At 53.5% G+C, this 17,428-nt stretch carries 10 protein-coding genes; 9 read left to right on the top strand and 1 reads right to left on the bottom strand.

From position 1 onward, the window contains the following. The 5 genes from FBQ85_03810 to FBQ85_03830 all read left to right on the top strand — a co-directional run. A partial coding sequence (locus tag FBQ85_03810) for an MFS transporter (GenBank protein ID MDL1874282.1) occupies positions 1–1,333 on the top strand: 1,333 nt, incomplete at its 5' end. Between the two features lie 919 nt (positions 1,334–2,252). Next, the gene (locus FBQ85_03815; GenBank protein ID MDL1874283.1) at positions 2,253–5,357 is read left to right on the top strand and encodes a TonB-dependent receptor; all 3,105 of its coding nucleotides are present in this window, start codon (positions 2,253–2,255) and stop codon (positions 5,355–5,357) included. A gap of 21 nt (positions 5,358–5,378) precedes the next feature. Next, positions 5,379–8,753, top strand: a complete 3,375-nt coding sequence (locus tag FBQ85_03820; GenBank protein ID MDL1874284.1) for a hypothetical protein — start codon at positions 5,379–5,381, stop codon at positions 8,751–8,753. Between the two features lie 18 nt (positions 8,754–8,771). After that, complete coding sequence (locus FBQ85_03825) at positions 8,772–9,821, top strand: PorV/PorQ family protein (protein ID MDL1874285.1); 1,050 nt, start codon at positions 8,772–8,774, stop codon at positions 9,819–9,821. A gap of 139 nt (positions 9,822–9,960) precedes the next feature. Then, entirely contained in the window at positions 9,961–11,334 is a 1,374-nt protein-coding gene (locus FBQ85_03830) for a GWxTD domain-containing protein (GenBank protein ID MDL1874286.1), read from the top strand. Positions 11,335–11,382: 48 nt separating this feature from the next. Here the strand turns inward: FBQ85_03830 and FBQ85_03835 are convergent, their stop codons facing one another. Continuing rightward, entirely contained in the window at positions 11,383–11,823 is a 441-nt protein-coding gene (locus FBQ85_03835; protein ID MDL1874287.1) for an Rrf2 family transcriptional regulator, read from the bottom strand. Positions 11,824–12,050: 227 nt separating this feature from the next. Between FBQ85_03835 and FBQ85_03840 the strand changes: the two genes are divergently transcribed. The 4 genes from FBQ85_03840 to FBQ85_03855 all read left to right on the top strand — a co-directional run bounded on the left by FBQ85_03840 (position 12,051) and on the right by FBQ85_03855 (position 17,358). After that, positions 12,051–13,949 carry a 4Fe-4S dicluster domain-containing protein gene (locus FBQ85_03840; GenBank protein ID MDL1874288.1) on the top strand — a complete coding sequence of 633 codons (1,899 nt, stop codon included), beginning with the start codon at positions 12,051–12,053 and terminating at the stop codon, positions 13,947–13,949. 107 nt (positions 13,950–14,056) lie between these two features. Then, positions 14,057–14,602, top strand: coding sequence for a ubiquinol-cytochrome c reductase iron-sulfur subunit (locus FBQ85_03845; protein MDL1874289.1), 546 nt, complete (start codon positions 14,057–14,059; stop codon positions 14,600–14,602). A gap of 84 nt (positions 14,603–14,686) precedes the next feature. Further along, on the top strand, positions 14,687–16,012 hold the full coding sequence (locus FBQ85_03850; protein ID MDL1874290.1) for a cytochrome bc complex cytochrome b subunit: 1,326 nt from the start codon (positions 14,687–14,689) through the stop codon (positions 16,010–16,012). A 128-nt stretch (positions 16,013–16,140) separates the two neighbouring features. Further along, a complete protein-coding gene (locus FBQ85_03855; GenBank protein ID MDL1874291.1) occupies positions 16,141–17,358 on the top strand; it encodes a c-type cytochrome in 1,218 nt (405 codons plus the stop codon). Positions 17,359–17,428: the final 70 nt, after the last annotated feature.

A 17,428-nucleotide genomic window follows, 5' to 3' on the forward strand; every position in this document is an offset into this window, starting at 1 on the left:
GGTGAATATCGCCCTGCCGCTGATGGCGCGCGACTTTGCCATGGATGTCGTCAGGTTGAGCTGGGTGGCAACGGCGTTTTTGCTGTCCGCTGCCATGTTCCTTGTTCCCTTCGGCCGCCTCGCGGACATTCACGGCAGAAAGAAAATGTTCAGTTATGGCTTTGCGATCTACACCGCCGCCTCCTTGCTCGCTGCCGTTTCGATTTCCGGCGCCATGATGATCGCAGCGCGCGTCCTGCAGGGATTCGGCGGCGCCATGATTTTTGGCACGGGCGTGGCCATTCTCACTTCCGTTTTTCCTCCCGGCGAACGCGGCAAAGCTCTCGGCATCAACTCGGCCGCGGTTTATTTGGGATTATCGCTCGGGCCGTTTTGGGGCGGCTTCCTCACCCAGCATTTGGGATGGCGAAGCATCTTTCTTGCCAACGTACCGGTGGGTGTGCTGTTGATTGTCCTGGTTCGAACGCTGCACGGTGAATGGGCCGATGCCAAAGGTGAAAAATTCGATTTCCCGGGCGCGCTCATTTACATGACTGCGCTGATCGCACTGATGCTGGGATTCTCCTTTTTGCCGGCCCAATCAGGCGCGGGGTTGCTCGCGTTGGGTGTGATGGGAATTATCGCGTTTGTGCGATGGGAAATGAAAACGCCAAGCCCGGTGTTGCGCATGCAACTCTTCCGCAATACCGTCTTCGCGTTTTCCAATCTCGCCGCGTTGATTCACTACAGCGCCACGTTTGCGTTGACTTTTCTCTTGAGCCTGTACCTGCAATATATCAAAGCATTGCCGCCTCAAACCGCGGGCTTCATTTTGGTTGCGCAGCCGCTAATGATGGCCATCTTTTCCCCGCTCGCCGGCAGAATTTCCGACCACATCGAGCCGAGACTGGTCGCCTCTCTCGGCATGTTCCTTTCCGCTGCCGGCCTTTTTCTTTTCACCTTTTTGGAGGAGAACAGCACGTTGGCAACGATCGTTGCGGGTTTGCTGCTGCTGGGACTGGGATTTGCGTTGTTTTCGTCGCCCAATACCAACGCTGTGATGAGCACCGTGGAAAAACGCTTTTACGGTATCGCAGCGGGAACGTTGGGTACCATGCGTCTCACCGGACAAATGCTCAGCATGGGCATCGCCACGTTGATCTTTGCCGTTTATCTTGGTCCGGTTCAAATCACAGCGTCGAATCATCTCTTGTTCATGAAGGGCGACCGATCGGCGTTTAGCATCTTTGTTGTTCTGTGCCTGGGCGGCACGTTTGCTTCCCTGGCGCGGGGAAAGGTGAGAAGAGGGAAATGCTCTGACGAAGTAAGATTACATCTCAAAAAGGGACGTTAAGATGAATCAGATGAAAGCGAGTCCATCATTGGAATATTGTGAAGTTCTGAACCGGCTGCCAAGTATTTCACAAGATGCGCTGGAAGGATATTTTGTTTCGGTGCAATTCGTGCCCGCCCGAAAATGAAAAACTGTCTGGGCGTCAGTTCTCCGTTGGACATTTGTTGCTCCGTCGCGAGGATTGGGCTGTTATCAATTTTCGGAAATTTTTCTCAGGGCTGCGAAAGCAAACCCAATTTGCTAAAAATCAGCTTATTTAAGTTATTTAAAATATTGAATGCTGTGTGTGAAGCCCGAGTCGACTGTTTTGGGCATGAAGATTGCCATTTTTGATGAATGCGCCGTTAGAGAATTTTTGCAGCATGTGAAATTATTGCGGAAGTACATTTGAGTGAGGTGTCGTTTCGCTAGAATTTTTGATACGACAGATGAAAGACATGCTAGTGCGAGGGCAGGAATCAATTTTTTAGGAAAATGAGTTGAATGAAAATCTCGGTCTGATGCCGGGGTTTTCATGAAGAGGACGTAAGAGGGTTTGGCAATTTTTTGACAAAGCCGAAGAGCGTCCATCAGAGTCGAGTCGTTTTTTGCCCGAAGCGGTTTCCATCCTTTTCAGCGTCCCCTAAAGCCTTCGCAACCAGACGCTGCCTTCCAACTTTTTTAGCGCCGTTGCCTTTCATTGAATCTCGAAGCGGAGTATTTCTACCGTTCACCTACTTTTTGCAAGGCAGAATTTTCCGCAACAGATTTCAGGAATGCTGGCTTCCCTGCCGTCGCGTTGAATGATCACGCCGCCCACATGCCCAAAAATTTCCCTTATGTATGCCGGCTTGAGACATGAAAGGAGGTGAGGCTCAAGCGATCTCGCTTTTTGGGGGTTCACACATTGCACGGCAAGTCTGCGCAGTTGCAGTGCTGAATGGCTTGCCCAACTTGTATTCTCATGGAGGCAAACATGCCAAGAAAGTTCCTGTGTTTAGCAGTGGCTTTGCTCTGGCCAGTTCTACTTTATGCCGGCACCACGGGCAAAATTGCCGGTGTGGTGAAAGATAAAGAAACTGGCGAGCCCCTGCCGGGCGCCAATGTTATCATTGTTGGCACGACATATGGCGCCTCCGCCAATTTAGACGGCGAATACGTCATTCTCAATTTACCGGTCGGCGCGTATTCGCTCAAGGCCAGTCTGATTGGCTACACGGATGTTCTAATCCAAAACGTTCGCGTTAGTGCGGATTTGACCACCGAAGCCAATTTTGATTTGCCGTCGACCACGCTGGCCCTGGGCGAAATTGTGGTTATTGCCGAGCGGCCTCTGGTCAACAAAGGCGCGACCAATTCGGTGCGCATCACGACGGCCGAGGATATCAAGAATTTGCCGGTTCGCGGTTTCCGCGATGTGGTTGGTATTGAAGCCGGCGTCGTCAAGGTCGGAGAGCGGCTGTACATCCGCGGCGGCCGCCGTGAGGAGATTGCGACATATATCGATGGCGTTTATCAAAACAATCCTCTCACCGGCCGTGCTTCGGGTGATCTCGCCAATAACGCTATCGAAGAAGTCAATTATCAAGCTGGCGGTTTCAATGCTGAATATGGCTTTGCCAACTCCGGCGTGATTTTGACCACCACGAAAACCGGCGGCAGCAAATACAACATTTCCGGAGAGATCATCACGGACACTTGGCTGAGCCAGACCGACAAGCATCTCGGCACCTATTCCTACGGTCACAATGTCTATAACCTGGCGATCAGCGGGCCGGTGCCCGGTTTCAGCGAAAAGCGCGTGAAATTCTACCTGGGCGGCGAAAGAAGATTTTTGGAAGATGCGACGCCTTCGGGTTTCGCGTTTCAACGCCTGGTGATGGATGCGAACGGCAACCCGCTGGACGCAAACGGCAATCCGATTACCATTGCAGATGCGGCCTCCGCAACCGGTTACAATTTGGACGATGCCTTTCCGCAATATGATACCGACGGTTTGTTGAAAGAGTATCAATTCGACGAGCAAGGCCCATGGCCGGATCGCGCCTCGTCGCAATGGCTGTGGAACGGCAACCTGAGCATTGATTTCAAGTCGTTGCAATTCAAGCTGGGCGGCAATTCGCAGCGCGAAGAGTTGCGCCTGTTGACCGGATATGCCCCGGGCGCCGATTATCAAAACAACCTCGCGGGCACGGGCGTGGGTTTTTCGCTGTGGAACTCGCAAAACAATCCGCGCCAACGAAATTACCGCGATTCCTATTTTGCCAAGGCAACGCATACCGTCGGCTCGAAAGCTTTCTATACCTTTCAAGCGAATTACTTCCGCGACGATTTTGTGCGCTCGAGCATTGTCTTTGGCGACAACTTCTGGAATGTTGGCGATGCTCCCGGATCCGACATTGGCCAGTATGGCCCGCAGGGTGATGGTTTGGTGAATCCGTATATCACGCAAACCGGCAGCCGGCCCAGGTTGGATCCGCGTTCGGGCAATTTGTTCGCCAGCCTGGGAACCCAGCCCGGCGATTATTGGAAACAAGACTGGTCGTTTTGGGGCGCCAAGGGTGATTTGACCTGGCAAGTCAGTCGCGAACATGAACTCAAAACCGGATTTGAATATCGCTATAATACCTATCGCCAATATTACATTGGCGGTTACGGCGCTGCAGATTTGCACACCCTGGCGGGAAATCTCGCGCAGGTGGGCCAGGGCGGCATTACGGCAGCGCAAGCCTATCAATTCCGCTTTGCGGATCCCTTTGGCTACGACATTTTTGGCAACGAAGCGGATGATTCCGAGCTGGGCCGGAACGCGGCCAAGCATCCGAAAATCGCCGCGGTTTATTTGCAGGATAAGATCGAGCTGAAAGATTTGGTGCTCAACCTCGGTTTGCGGTGGGATTATTTTGATCCGGCTTACGACGGCATCGCGGATGTCGAACGCGTCACCACCGTCACCAACACCGCAGCGGGCAGCATCACCGATCTTGCGGAGGAGAATTTCACAAAAAACGAGAAGCGTTCCAGCTTCAGTCCGCGAGTCGGCGTATCTTTCCCGGTTTCGGATCGCACGGTGTTTCACGGCCAATACGGCAAGTTCGTGCAAACCCCCGAGCTGCAACGCCTGTACGTTTCAACGATTCAATATGCCTGGAATTTGCAATCAGGCAACTTTTTTACGAATGAAAATCCCAACCTGGCGCCGATTCGCACCACGGCTTATGAAGTGGGTTTCCGGCATCAATTGGGCGATAATGCCGCAGTGGACGTGACTGCCTATTACAAAGAAATTCGTGACTACGTCCGCCTGCGCAATTTGGATTTTGCCCAACCGATTCCATATGCCCTTTATACCAACGAGGATTATGGCACGGTTAAAGGCACTTCCATGACCTTCACGTTGCGCCGCACGAATCGGTTCTCGGGCACGGCGAACTATACTCTGCAATATGCCGCCGGCACCGGCAGCGATGCTAACACGTTTTACAACATCGCGTGGCAGCAAGGCCGGGATCCGACGTTTGTCGCGCCGTTGGACTTCGATCAACGCCACACCGGCTCGGTCAACGTTGATTTCCGCACGAACAAAGAAGACGGCCCCATGATTCTGGGCGGCAAGCTGTTGGGCAATGTGGGATTGAACCTGTTGCTGACGTTTGGCAGCGGCTTGTCCTACACGCCCGTGCGCGTGCAAACCGAAGTCTTTGGCGGCACCAGCGGCTACTTCCCCATCGGCCAGGTCGGCTCGGCCACCGGCCCCTGGACGTATCAACTGGATATGAAGTTCGACAAGACGTTTACCTTGAGCGGCCTTGATTTGACGGCCTACTTGTGGGCGATTAATTTGACCAATGCCTTGAATGCGAGCTGGGTCTATCCCGGGACGGGCGAACCGGATAACGACGGCTATTTGGACACCGTTGCCGGGCAGAACTTCGTCAATCAATGGGGAGCAAATGGCGTGGCGTTGTACCAATTCCTGCTGCGCAACCCGTTCATGGTCGGTCCGCCACGGCAGTTGCGTCTTGGCTTGCAGTTCAATCTCTGAGTTCCGGAGAGGAGATTAATTATGAGAAAAATTTTTCATCTTCTAACGATTCCCCTCATACTTGCTCTGAGCCTGCTGTTGCTGCATGAGCCCGGCTTCTCAGAGGAAAAGAGCGGAAAAAAGGGCCAAACACTGGCCAAACCCACCGTGATCGACGTGGAAACGGTTGACGGCAACCGCATTTTCAACTATTTGAATAATCGCGGCGCCTGGTGTTTCCACAACAATCCGGTGGGCTTCGGCATGCAATGGCCCGGGCAAAGCGGCCATTCCATTGATTACGCCTCCGGCATTTGGGTGGCGGGATTGGTCAATGGCGCGATTCGCACGGCATGCGCCGAGTTCACCTATGAATTCCAGCCGGGCAATATCAATCCTGACGGCACGCCGGACGATGCCAACAGCCCGCGGCATCAGGTTTTGAAAATCCAGAAGGGCGATTTGTTGGATGAAGGCTTCAGCAACCCCGACTACACCGCCTGGGTGGAAGATCTTTATCAACTCGGTGCGCCCATCCAACGCGATGCGAATGGCAACCCCATTCTCAGCGCCACGGGCAAACGCATTCCCGCCATCATTGGCGACCAAATGCTGTGGATGGTTTACAATGACGGCAATCCCGGCGATCATGCCCTGTTTGGCACGCCGCCGATCGGCCTGGAAGTGCAGAATACCATCTGGGTGTTCAATCGTCCCGATGCGTTTGGTGACATGATGTTCGTCAAGTTTTTGGTGATCAACAAAGGCCAGAACAACTTAGAGAACGCCTACGTCGGTTTGTGGTTTGATATTGATTTGGGCGACTCGAATGACGATTTGGTGATGTGCGACACCACGCTGTCTTTGGCGGCATTTTGGAATGACGGCGATGACACGGATTATCAACCGCCGCCAGCCATCGGCGCGGACTTTTTTCAAGGCCCGATTGTGCCTTCGCCGGGCGACACCGCCAATGTTTCCGGGCGCAAAATCCCCGATTACAAAAACCTGGGCATGACGTCATTTGCCAAGTACATTCGCGGCGGCCCGCCGGATACGCAAGATCCCGAATTGGCCTCGGAGGCCTACAACTTCATGCTCGGCCTCAACGGCCTGGGTGTGGAAATTATTGATCCGACCACCGGACGACCGACCAAGTTCGTCAACGTCAGCGATCCTGAGGCCGGCACCGGCTGGGTGGATGGCGTTGAGCTTGAACCCGCAGATCGGCGCATGTTGATGAACACCGGCCCGTTTACGTTGGATCGCTGGGTTGATACGGACGGCGACGGCCTGGCTGAAGTTGGTGAGCCGGGCGTGCAGGAAATCGTTGCCGCCGTGCTCATTGCCCAGGGCACCAACGCGAAAAACAGCGTCACGCGCCTGAAACAAGCGGATGTGTCGGCGCAACTGGCGTATGATCTCAACTTTGCGTTGCCGCCGTCGCCCTCGATTCCCAACGTGACGGTGCACAACTTGGATCGTGAAGTACTGTTGACATGGGATGGCGCGGTGGAATCCTATGAAGCCGCAGATAGAGTCGACGTGGATGATGAAGGTAATCCAACTTACTACACGTTCCAGGGCTATAACATTTATCAAGTCGATGCACCCACTGTTGGCCCGGGTGTGACGGTGTTGAAACTCGCCACCTATGACGTCGCCGACGGCGTGGGCGACATCAAGGACTTTGTCTTCAGCGAGGAATTCGGCGAAACCGTGGAAGCTACGGTGCAAAGGGCGCCGGACACGGGCCTGCAGCGCTATTATCGCATTACCTCGAATGCTTTGCAGGGCGGCAATCCCTTGAGCAACTGGAATAACTATTGGTTTGTGGTAACGGCTTACGGTTATAATCCGCATGGCATTCCGCGCATTCTCGAATCACCCATGACGACAATAACCGTTCAGCCGAAACCGGCAGCAGGAGGATTGCAGACCAAATCCAACTTCAATCAAATGATTGCAGCGATTGGTCCCGATACCACCTTCAATGCCACACACACCACCACCGGCAGCTTGAGCGATGGCCAACTGGAAGTGTACGTGGTGGATCCCAGCCAGGTGACCGGCCGCGAATATCGCGTGATATTCGAAGTCGTTCAAGGTCGGACGGTTTGGCATCTGGAGCGCATCGATCCCTCCGGGCCGGTGCGTGTGCTGTCAAATCAAACCAACCAGGCCGGTGACGAGAGCTATACCATCGCCGATGGTTTGCTGGTGAAGGCGATTGGCCCGCCGAATGATTTCAAGCGATTTTTGTGTACGGCCAACGGCGCCGGCCCCATTACTCCCCCGGTGATGGGCGCCTTTGCCTTCAACTCCAGCGGCTTCCCGACGTCGGATGGTTTGCCAGTGGAAGCTGACGTCAATGACCGGCCTCCGGCCAATCAACAAGTCGGCGGCGGGCGTTGGGGCATACAAACCGGTGAAGTCGGTGGATTTGATTATGAACTGTTTATCTCGCGGACCACGCGCGATGGCGCGCGCTGGGGCAGAATTGTTCCGTATGATTTTGAGATTCGCTTTACGGCTGCCGGGAGTGTTGCGCTTTATCCGCTAGATTTCTCAGGTCTGCCGAATCATGTTGTCATACAAGTGCCGTTCGAGTTGTGGCGTATCGGCGACAGCCGCAATCCCGACCCCAGCGATGATCTTCGCTTGATTCCCTACATCATCGACAATAATGAGAACGGTGTGTTTGATTTGTCGGGAACCGATCATACCATTTCCGGCGGCGATAATGATCCGGAGACGGATTGGATTTATTGGATGCTGCCCAATAATCAATCCCCGGGCGACGCGGGCTATCAAGCCTTTGTCACGTCGGTGACGACCAATCCGGCCGGTTATGAATTCGGCAGTGATTGCGTCGAAATCATGGCGCGCATGGTGTTGGTGAATTTCAATGCCGGCAGCGTCAGTGATCCAACCTTCCCGGCGAATGTCAATCAAGCTATGCCGGAGACCGGAACGATTTTCCAAATCCTGTCGACCAAGACGAATCAACCGGTTGATTTGTACACGTTCAATACTGCGGGTTTCGAAGCCGAAGCGACGGCCCAGGCTGCCAAATCCGCCGCGCAACTGGTCAACATCTTTCCGAATCCCTACCTGGGCCAGAATCGCGGTGAAGTCAATCCGGTAGACCGCTACATGACGCTCACGCATCTGCCGGATGGCGCTGTGGTCCGAATTTTCACACTCGCGGGTGATCTCATTCAAACACTCGACGACGCCGCGCGCGCGCAGCAAGGCACGCTCGGCACAGGCACGGCCAGATGGAATTTGCGGAATGAAAGCGATGTGCCGGTTGCCAGCGGCATGTATTTCATTCATGTGGACATGGGAGCGTTGGGCGCGAAAGTTCTCAAAGCTGCCGTGTTCATGCCGGAAGAAAGACTGGACAAGTTTTAATCGAAAGGAGTGACACAGATGAAAGTGAATAAGGTTGTACTTATTGTCAGCGTGCTCCTGATTGCTGCCCAGGCTTTTGCCGGCACGGGAAAACGAAAGGGAACCGCCGGTGCACAGGAACTCCTGTTGCCGGTCGGCTCGGTCGGCACAGCTTTGGGAGGCGCCAATCTCGCTCACGTATCCGGGTTGGAGGCCATGTTTTGGAATCCCGCTGGCTTGGCGGCCAGCCCGCATTCCGCAGAAGTGATGGTCTCCCATCTTCGCTATATCGCTGATGTCAACGTCAACTATGTCGCCGGCAATTTCAAATCAGGTGATTTTGGCGCGCTGGGATTGAGCATCAAATCGCTCGATTTCGGCGAGATTCCGGTGACCACCGAAGTGAGTCCGGACGGCACGGGCGAAATGTTCGCCCCCACGTTCTTGACGTTGGGTCTGACGTATTCCCGCGCCATGACGGATCGCATTCACTTTGGCACAAATGTCAAGGTTATCACCGAGCGCATCATGCGCGAGTCGGCCAACGGCCTGGCGTTCGATTTCGGATTGCAATACGCCACGGGTACCGGCCTGAACCTTGGCGTTGCGCTGAAGAACATCGGTCCGAACATGAAATTTGATGGCGGTGATTTGGAAGTCTTCACCAAAGATATTTCGGACCGGCCGGATACCGAAGGCGAGAATACGCGCATTCCCTTGTCGTCCTTTGAATTGCCCACCTCGCTGGAGATTGGGTTGTCCTACAATCTCAAGTTTGGCGAGACCGGCAATCTCATGCTGATGACCACGTTCTTGAACAACAATTTTTCGCTCGATGAATATCGGTTCGGCGGCGAATACAGCGTCAACGACCGCATGTTTATTCGCGGCAGCTATGTTTTGGGTTATGACGCCGACGAAGACAAGATTCGCACCTCCGACAAGGATAACTTCATCTGGGGCCCCTCGGTGGGCGCCGGCATGAACTTCAATCTCGGGCAATCCTTGCTGTTCAATTTGGACTACGCCATTCGTTTTACCGAGTTGTTTGACAACAATCAGTGGTTTACCCTCCAGGTAAAATTCTGAAGAGGCGGGAGGTTGTTTCTGGAGAGCAAAGGCCGGCCCGGCGGGGGCCGGCCTTTTGTGCTTTTGCCTGAGGAATGCGACGCTGTGCGCGGACGTGCAACGATTTTATGATTGATTGAGCAAATTTTGGTGAGTCCTCATGACAATAACAAAAATTGCAGCGAGTATGATGGCTTTTTTGTTGGTCACGCCCGCATACCCGCAAATGAACGCAACGTTCGATCTGGCCTGTTTTCGGTATGATGCGTCACAAGTTTATACCGAGATTTACTATGCTGTGCCGCTTTCCAGCCTAAAATTCCAGGAAACGGAAATCGGTGATTGGCAAGCCCAGGCGCTGATTCGGTTTTCCATTTTCAAAAACGATTCCTTGTGGCGGGAAGAAGCCTGGAAAATGGAGAAGCGTGTCACCGCGCTTGCAGAGATAAAATCCGGGCAGGCCATGGTGGATGTTGTGCGCTATGTCACAGCGCCGGGCAATTATCGTTTTGTGATGTCTTTGGAAGATCTGCACTCGCCGGGCGCAGCGCAAACCGCAGCGCGTGAAATCGCGCTGTCCAATTTTCCCGCAGACCGGCTGAGCTTGAGCCAAATCGAGCTGGCCAGCACGATCAAAAGTATCCCGCCGGAGGCAGCCAATCGTTTTTATAAAAACGGCTTGGAAGTCATTCCGAAGCCGGACGCCATTTTCGGCGCGGAGGCACCGCTGCTTTACTATTATGTCGAAGCATACAATCTCTCGCCGGCTTCATTCTCCGGCACGTATCGCACACAATGCCAAATTTTAGATGCCAACGGCCAGCCTGCGCCGATGATAAAGCCCCGTGTGCAAACCAAGCGCGTACAATCCGCGAGTGCAGAAGCCGGCATGTTCAACATCGCTGCGCTTCCCACCGGAGTTTTTATCCTGGAATTTGCCATTGTTGATTCGAACCGGGCGATCCTGCACTCAACCTCCAAGCGTTTTTATGTTTATCATCCTGATTCAACGAAAACCCCGGCGCATGAAGGGCTAGCGCAACGGGCGAGCCGGGAATATCGAATGGCAAGCGAGGAGGAATTGGATGAGCATTTCGCGCATGCAAAATACATTGCTGACCGGGAGGAGGTAAAGGCATATAAGAGTCTCACGAGTGCGGAGGCCAAACGCCAGTTCTTGACGGCCTTCTGGCAAAAGCGCGATCCCACCGCCAACACCGCGCACAATGAATTCAAACTTGAATATGACAACCGGCTGGCCTATGCCAACCAGCATCTGCAAAACTATACCCGCGCCGGCTGGAAAACCGATCGCGGACGGGTGTATCTCGTTTATGGTCCGCCCGACGACGTGGAACGGTTTTCGAATAACGCGCTTTCCTACGCGTATGAAATTTGGCATTATGATCAAATTGAAGGCGGTGTGATTTTTGTTTTTGTGCAATTGCAAAGCATCGGCGAATATGTGCAGATGCATTCGACTAAACGCGGAGAGCCGCAAAACAAGGAGTGGGAGGCGCAAATAAAAAAATGAAGGAGCTTCCCGGGCGAGGAGGGCAGGAATTACAGGATCGCCGTCAACTCATTTGAAGAGGGCATGATATTTTGACTGCTTCATATCCTGCGCCATATCTGCAATATTCCTGCTTTTGAGCATGTCTGAGATCCCCTCGCGCAGTTCCGCCCATTTCTGATGCGTTGCACATGGGTTTTTGTCCGAGCATGCCGGGAAACCCAGCACACAGGTGTGCAAAAAGTCGCTGCCATCCAGCGCTTCAATGATGTGAAACAGCGTAATCTCGCGCGCCGGTTTTGCGAGTTTAAATCCTCCGGATCGGCCTTTGAAAGAGAGCAGCAATTTGCGATGCGCCAAGTTCTGGAGTATTTTCGCTAAAAAGGGCGAGGGCAGATTGACATTGTTTGCCAATTCTGTGATGGACGTCATCTCATTGGGCGTCTTCGCGGCAAGATAAAGCAGCGCTTGCAGCGCATATTCACATTGCCGGCTAAAGATATGGCTCATAATTCACCCTTGTATGGTTTTGGGCGCACATGAAGCCCCGAGTTGTTGCGGTGCAGGGGGTGGTTTTTCTCAAAAATGAGAGAAAAATCTCCTAATTTTTGCAAATTTGAGAAAAGCCGAAGGCAAAGCCGCCGTAACTTCTTATTATTTTAAATAAGATAAAAAAGTCTTATTTAGGCATAATAATTGTATCCAGAAATCATACCACAACTAAAAATCGGATAATTATGTCTGAGAAATACTGCGTACAGATTCCCGATCTGGCCTTCTGGCAAAATCTCGTGCCCTGCCAGATGGGCTGCCCGATTCGCACCGATGCCGGGCGCTACGTGCAGCTCATTGCCGAAGGCAAATACGAAGAAGCCTATCTCACCGCGCGCTCGCCCAATCCGTTTGCGAGCGTGTGCGGCCGCGTGTGCGCGGCGCCGTGCGAGGATCTTTGCCGCCGCGGCAAGATCGATGCGCCGGTCAGCATTCGCGCGTTGAAGAGATTCGTCACCGAAAAGTATGGTGTGGAATCGCTGGCGCCCGACAAACAGGACGAGTTGTTTGCGGGCAAGCAGGAGGCTGGCAACAAGTGGCGCTGGCATCTGCCCGTGCAGATTCAAACGCGCAAGAACATTGTCAAGAACAAGAAGGTCGCGGTCATCGGCTCCGGCCCGGCCGGGCTTTCGTGCGCGCACGATCTGGCGTTGATGGGCTATCACGTCACCGTGTTCGAGGCCACGAATATCGCCGGCGGCATGCTGCGCCACGGCATTCCGGAATATCGCCTCTCGCGCAGCTTGATCGACAAGGAGATTGATAAAATCAAAAGCCTGGGCGCAGAGATTTGCTACAACACGCCTTTGAGCGAAAATTTCGGCATTGCTGAACTCAAGCAGCAGGGATATGAGTCCGTCTTCATTTCCGTGGGCACACAGCGCGGCCGCGATTTGAATATCGAAGGCGCGCAGCTCGACGGCGTGATCAAAGCCATCGACTATTTGATCAACATCAACAACGGTTATCGCGTCAATCTCGGCAAAAAAGTTTTGGTGATTGGCGGCGGCTTTGTCGCTTTTGATGCTGCGCGCATGGCATTACGCGGCGGCCCGGAGGAGGAGCCTGCGGACATTCATTCCGCAGTTGATGCGGCGCGCGTGGCCATGCGCGCCGGTGCCGCGGAAGTGCACATTGCCAGTCTGGAATCATTCGCAGAAATGCCAGTGTTGCGCACGGCGCAGGGTCACGAAGAATTCGAAGAGGCGCAGCGCGAAGGCATCGTGTTTCACCCGCAGCGCGGGCCGAAACGCTTTCTCAGCGACAACGGCAAAGTCAAGGGGGTGGAGTTCATCGGCGTCACGCGCACGTATGATGAAAACGGCCGCTTCAATCCGCAATATGACGCCGGCTATTCGGAAATTTTTGACACTGATTCTGTGATTCTCGCCATCGGCCAGCAAACCGATCTCTCCTTTCTCAAATCTTCGGATGGCGTTGAATTGACGCCGAACAAGCTCATCAAAATTGATCCAGCAACTCTGGGCACCACGGCGCCCGGAATTTTCGCGGGCGGCGATGTGGCTTTTGGTCCGCGCAACATCATCGACGCGGTGGCGAATGGTAAAAGAGCCGCGCTTTCGATTGATGAATATCTGCGCGGCGTGAAGCCGCAGGCATTTTATAATTTACTAATCGAAAAAATTCCCACGCGCCAATTCACGCGGCCGGAGGATTTCGAGCAGTTGGAACGGCAGGCGCCGCCAACTATCGATTTGCAACGCCGCACCGGCATCTCCGAAGTCGAACAGGGCTATAACGAAGCGCAAGCACGGCAGCAAGCCGAGCGTTGTTTGTCGTGCCATATTCAAACCATTTACGACGCAGAAAAATGCGTGATGTGCAACCGCTGTGTCGACATTTGCCCGGAATATTGTTTGAAGCTGGTGCCCTTCGAGCAATTGGATTTGGATGAGACGATGAAAAGCAGTTTGTTGCAGCAGTACAACCTCGATCCGTTTCAACCGGCCTCGGCGATGTTGAAAGACGACGATACCTGCATTCGCTGCGGCTTGTGCGCCATTCGCTGTCCCACCGATGCGATGACGATGGAGGTGTTTTATTATGAGGAAAAGGAATCCTGACTCAAATTGCCGGTCTGATTTTTAAAACAAAGCGTTGAAAATTTTTCCAACGAATTGAAACAACCCAACTGATAGAGGCGCGAATCAACCTCAAAGGTGTGTTGAACATGAATCTCTTCAAAAAAAATGGCTCGACATCAACGAATAACCAGGCGCAAACCGAAACGCGCCGTTCCTTTCTGCAGAAGCTCGGCCTCGGCGGCATGCTCGCGGGTTTTGCGGGCTTGGGCTGGCAATCGTTTCGCGCGCTGATTCCCAACGTGCTCTACGAGCCGCCACAAAAATTCAAAATCGGCATGCCGGCCAATCTTGCCGACGGCGTGACGTTTCTCGAAGACAAGCGGCTTTATGTTTTCAAAGAAGGAAGATCGTTTTATGCGATTTCCGGATCGTGTACACATCTCGGCTGTACCGTGAAATACACCAAGCTCAATCAACCCAAGCAAGTCGAGCTGGGCGGCGAAAAGAAGACGATTCCGTTTGAATTTCACTGTCCCTGTCACGGCTCAAAATTCTACGCAGACGGCACGAATTACGCCGGCCCGGCGCCGGAACCGCTGAATTGGTACAAGCTCGAGGTTTCTCCCGATGACGGCCAGCTTGTGGTTGATCTCAATAGCGAAGTCGAACAGAATTTTAGATTGACGGTGTAAGGTTCGTAGTCGCGCCTTCAGGCGCTTTCCTCAATGCAACCTCCATGCCCCTGAAGGGGCTACTACAAACAAGGGAGTGAATGAATGCCTGTAGCAGCATCAACAAAGAAGCTCTACGACAGACTCACGTGGACGTGGAAACCCGGCAGCGAGAAAGAAGCGGGCGATGCCATCGTCAAAAATCTCCTGCTGCATTGGTTTCCCAACAAAATCAGCAAGGCCAGCTTGTCGTGGAATTACTCGCTATGGCTCGGCACGATCTCGTTCGCGCTGTTTTTGCTTCTGGTGTTCACCGGCGTGATTCTGATGTTTCTCTACGTGCCCTCGGTGGAGCGCGCCTACGCCTCGGTAAAGGATATCGAGTTTGTGGTGTCGTTCGGCTGGCTCATGCGCGCGTTGCATCGCATTGCCGCGCATTTGATGGTGGCTGCGGTATTTCTGCACATGGTGCGCGTGTTTCTCACCGGCGCTTATAAAAACGGCGGCGCGGTCGGCGCCAATCGGCCGTTGAATTGGATTGTCGGTCTCGTCCTATTGATCACGACTCTTCTGCTCTCTTTCACGGGTTATTTGCTGCCGTGGGACCAGCTCGCGTATTGGGCCATCACCGTGGGTACGAACATCGCCAGCTCTGCGCCGCTGGTGGGCGAGGCTATGCGTTTCTTCCTGTTGGGCGGCAACACCATCGATCAAAACACGCTGCTGCGCTTTTATGTGTTGCATGTGTTCTTCCTGCCGATGATCGTGCTGCTGCTGTTCTCTTATCACATGTGGCGCGTGCGCAAAGACGGAGGCCTGGCCGTTGCTGATCGCGAAGCCCTCGATCAAAAACCGGAACAAATCGCGCCGGTGAAGAGCAAAACCTATTCGCTGCTGGGCATTACCAACGGCGCCACGGTGCACGTGCAAAACACGATGATCGATGAGGAAAAAAACACCGTGTCTTCTGCGCCGCATCTTCTGCGCCGTATTTGGCTGGTGATGCTGCTGACCTTTGTCGTGACTACCGTACTGGCGATTATCTTCCGCGCGCCACTGGAAGCGCCGGCGAATCCTGCAGTGACGCCCAATCCCGCCAAAGCGCCGTGGTATTTTCTCTGGCTGCAAGAAATCGTCACCATCACAACCGTCAAGATCGGTTCGTTCACGATTAATGGCGCGCTCATCGGCGGCATTTTGTTGCCGGGTATTTTGCTGGCGCTGGCGGTGTGGTGGCCGTATCGCGACCGCTCGAGTCTCAAGGCTGTAGGGGTGTGGTTTGCGAAAGAAAGAAGCGCGCAAAATTGGGTTTTCATCGGCATCTGCGTAATGATCATCGTGTTCATGATCATCGGCACGTTTTTGCGCGGCCCGTATTGGAATTTCTATTGGCCGTGGGAAGCATGGCCCGACATGCCGGTGAAGTTCTAGTTCGGAGTGGCGCCTTCAGGCGCTAAACTTTTGGATTTAGCAAATGCCCTTGCGCATGAAGAAAGCATCTATAAAATCTGGTCATTCTGCGCCTGAAGGCGCTACTACAAACTTTTAGGTAGAGTGACATGGACCATAAAACAATTCGAGAAAAACTCACCTTTGTAAAGACCGACAAGCTCATCGTGAGTCTGCTCGGTCTTGCGGTGCTCGTGCTGAGCGGATACGGCTTTTACGACCATTTCACCCCGGAATGGAAGGCGTATCAATCCGAGTTCCGCGGCCTGATTGCGGATAAGCTCGGCGCCGAGCGCGCCGCTGCCGTGCCCACGGGTTTGCAGCAAATTTATGTGAAGGAATTGAACCAAGCCGACCGCTGTGTGACCTGCCATCAGGGCATCGAATGGAAAGGCCTGGAAAGCGCGCCGGAGCCGCATCGCACGCATCCCAAAGAAATTTTGCAGAAGCATCCCGTTGCCAAATACGGTTGCACGAGTTGTCACGGCGGGCAAGGTTTCGCCACGGATATGCAAGCCGCGCACGGGTTGGTCGAGCATTGGGAAAAGCCGATGCTAGGCAAGGAACTGGGCGATTTTTATGTGCTCAGCGACAAAAAGGCGCTGATGCAAATGAACTGCAACGTCTGCCATCGCTATGACAAAGAAACCAAAGGCGCGGGCTATATCAATCGCGCCAAACAATTGGTGCATGACAAAGGCTGCCGCGCGTGTCACGTCATCAACGGCCGCGGCGGCACGGTCGGGCCGGATTTAACGTGGGAGGGCGACAAATCTCCCGAGCAATTCAATTATGAACGCATCAAAGGCTTTCATTCGGAGTTCACCTGGCAGGCGGCGCATTTCAAAAATCCCAAAGAACTGGTGCCGGAAACCGTGATGCCAAATTTCAACTTCTCCAGCATGGACGCGCAAGCGCTGACGATGCTGGTGATGAGCTGGAAGAAAACCAATCTGCCGATCGAATATTTTCCCAATCACAACGTGCGTGATATTCCTACGCCGGAAGAGATCGAAAAAGAGAAACGCATGAGCGAAGGCCCAGGCTCATTCTTTGTGAAAAAGAATTGCTTTGTTTGCCATTCGGTTTCTTCGCTGGGCGTGGAAGCCGCAGCGCAAATCGGGCCGGATTTATCGCTGGCTGTGGAAGACGTGCAATCGCGTTTTGGCCGCACGCTAGATGATTTTTTCATGCGGCCCACGGGCACGATGGAAGTCGTGCTTGCCACCATGATTCCATTGACGCCGGAGGAACGCCAGGAAGCGATTGCCAAGATGCGTTATGCGTATGAACAGAGGAAACTACAGCAAGCGGAATCCGCCCAATAACCCAAATATCCTTGTTGAAAACAACGAAGCAATCTTAACCCCACAACTTTTTATTCCTTGAAGGAGGAAA

Source organism: Cytophagia bacterium CHB2 (assembly GCA_030263535.1).
GTDB lineage: Bacteria > Zhuqueibacterota > Zhuqueibacteria > Zhuqueibacterales > Zhuqueibacteraceae > Coneutiohabitans.

Excerpts from the sequence above, each read along its gene's own strand:
- FBQ85_03815 (MDL1874283.1), top strand. The coding sequence starts at position 2,253 with ATGGCTTGCCCAACTTGTATTCTCATGGAGGCAAACATGCCAAGAAAG.
- FBQ85_03820 (MDL1874284.1), top strand. The coding sequence starts at position 5,379 with ATGAGAAAAATTTTTCATCTTCTAACGATTCCCCTCATACTTGCTCTG.
- FBQ85_03825 (MDL1874285.1), top strand. The coding sequence starts at position 8,772 with ATGAAAGTGAATAAGGTTGTACTTATTGTCAGCGTGCTCCTGATTGCT.
- FBQ85_03830 (MDL1874286.1), top strand. The coding sequence starts at position 9,961 with ATGACAATAACAAAAATTGCAGCGAGTATGATGGCTTTTTTGTTGGTC.
- FBQ85_03835 (MDL1874287.1), bottom strand. The coding sequence starts at position 11,823 with ATGAGCCATATCTTTAGCCGGCAATGTGAATATGCGCTGCAAGCGCTG.
- FBQ85_03840 (MDL1874288.1), top strand. The coding sequence starts at position 12,051 with ATGTCTGAGAAATACTGCGTACAGATTCCCGATCTGGCCTTCTGGCAA.
- FBQ85_03845 (MDL1874289.1), top strand. The coding sequence starts at position 14,057 with ATGAATCTCTTCAAAAAAAATGGCTCGACATCAACGAATAACCAGGCG.
- FBQ85_03850 (MDL1874290.1), top strand. The coding sequence starts at position 14,687 with ATGCCTGTAGCAGCATCAACAAAGAAGCTCTACGACAGACTCACGTGG.
- FBQ85_03855 (MDL1874291.1), top strand. The coding sequence starts at position 16,141 with ATGGACCATAAAACAATTCGAGAAAAACTCACCTTTGTAAAGACCGAC.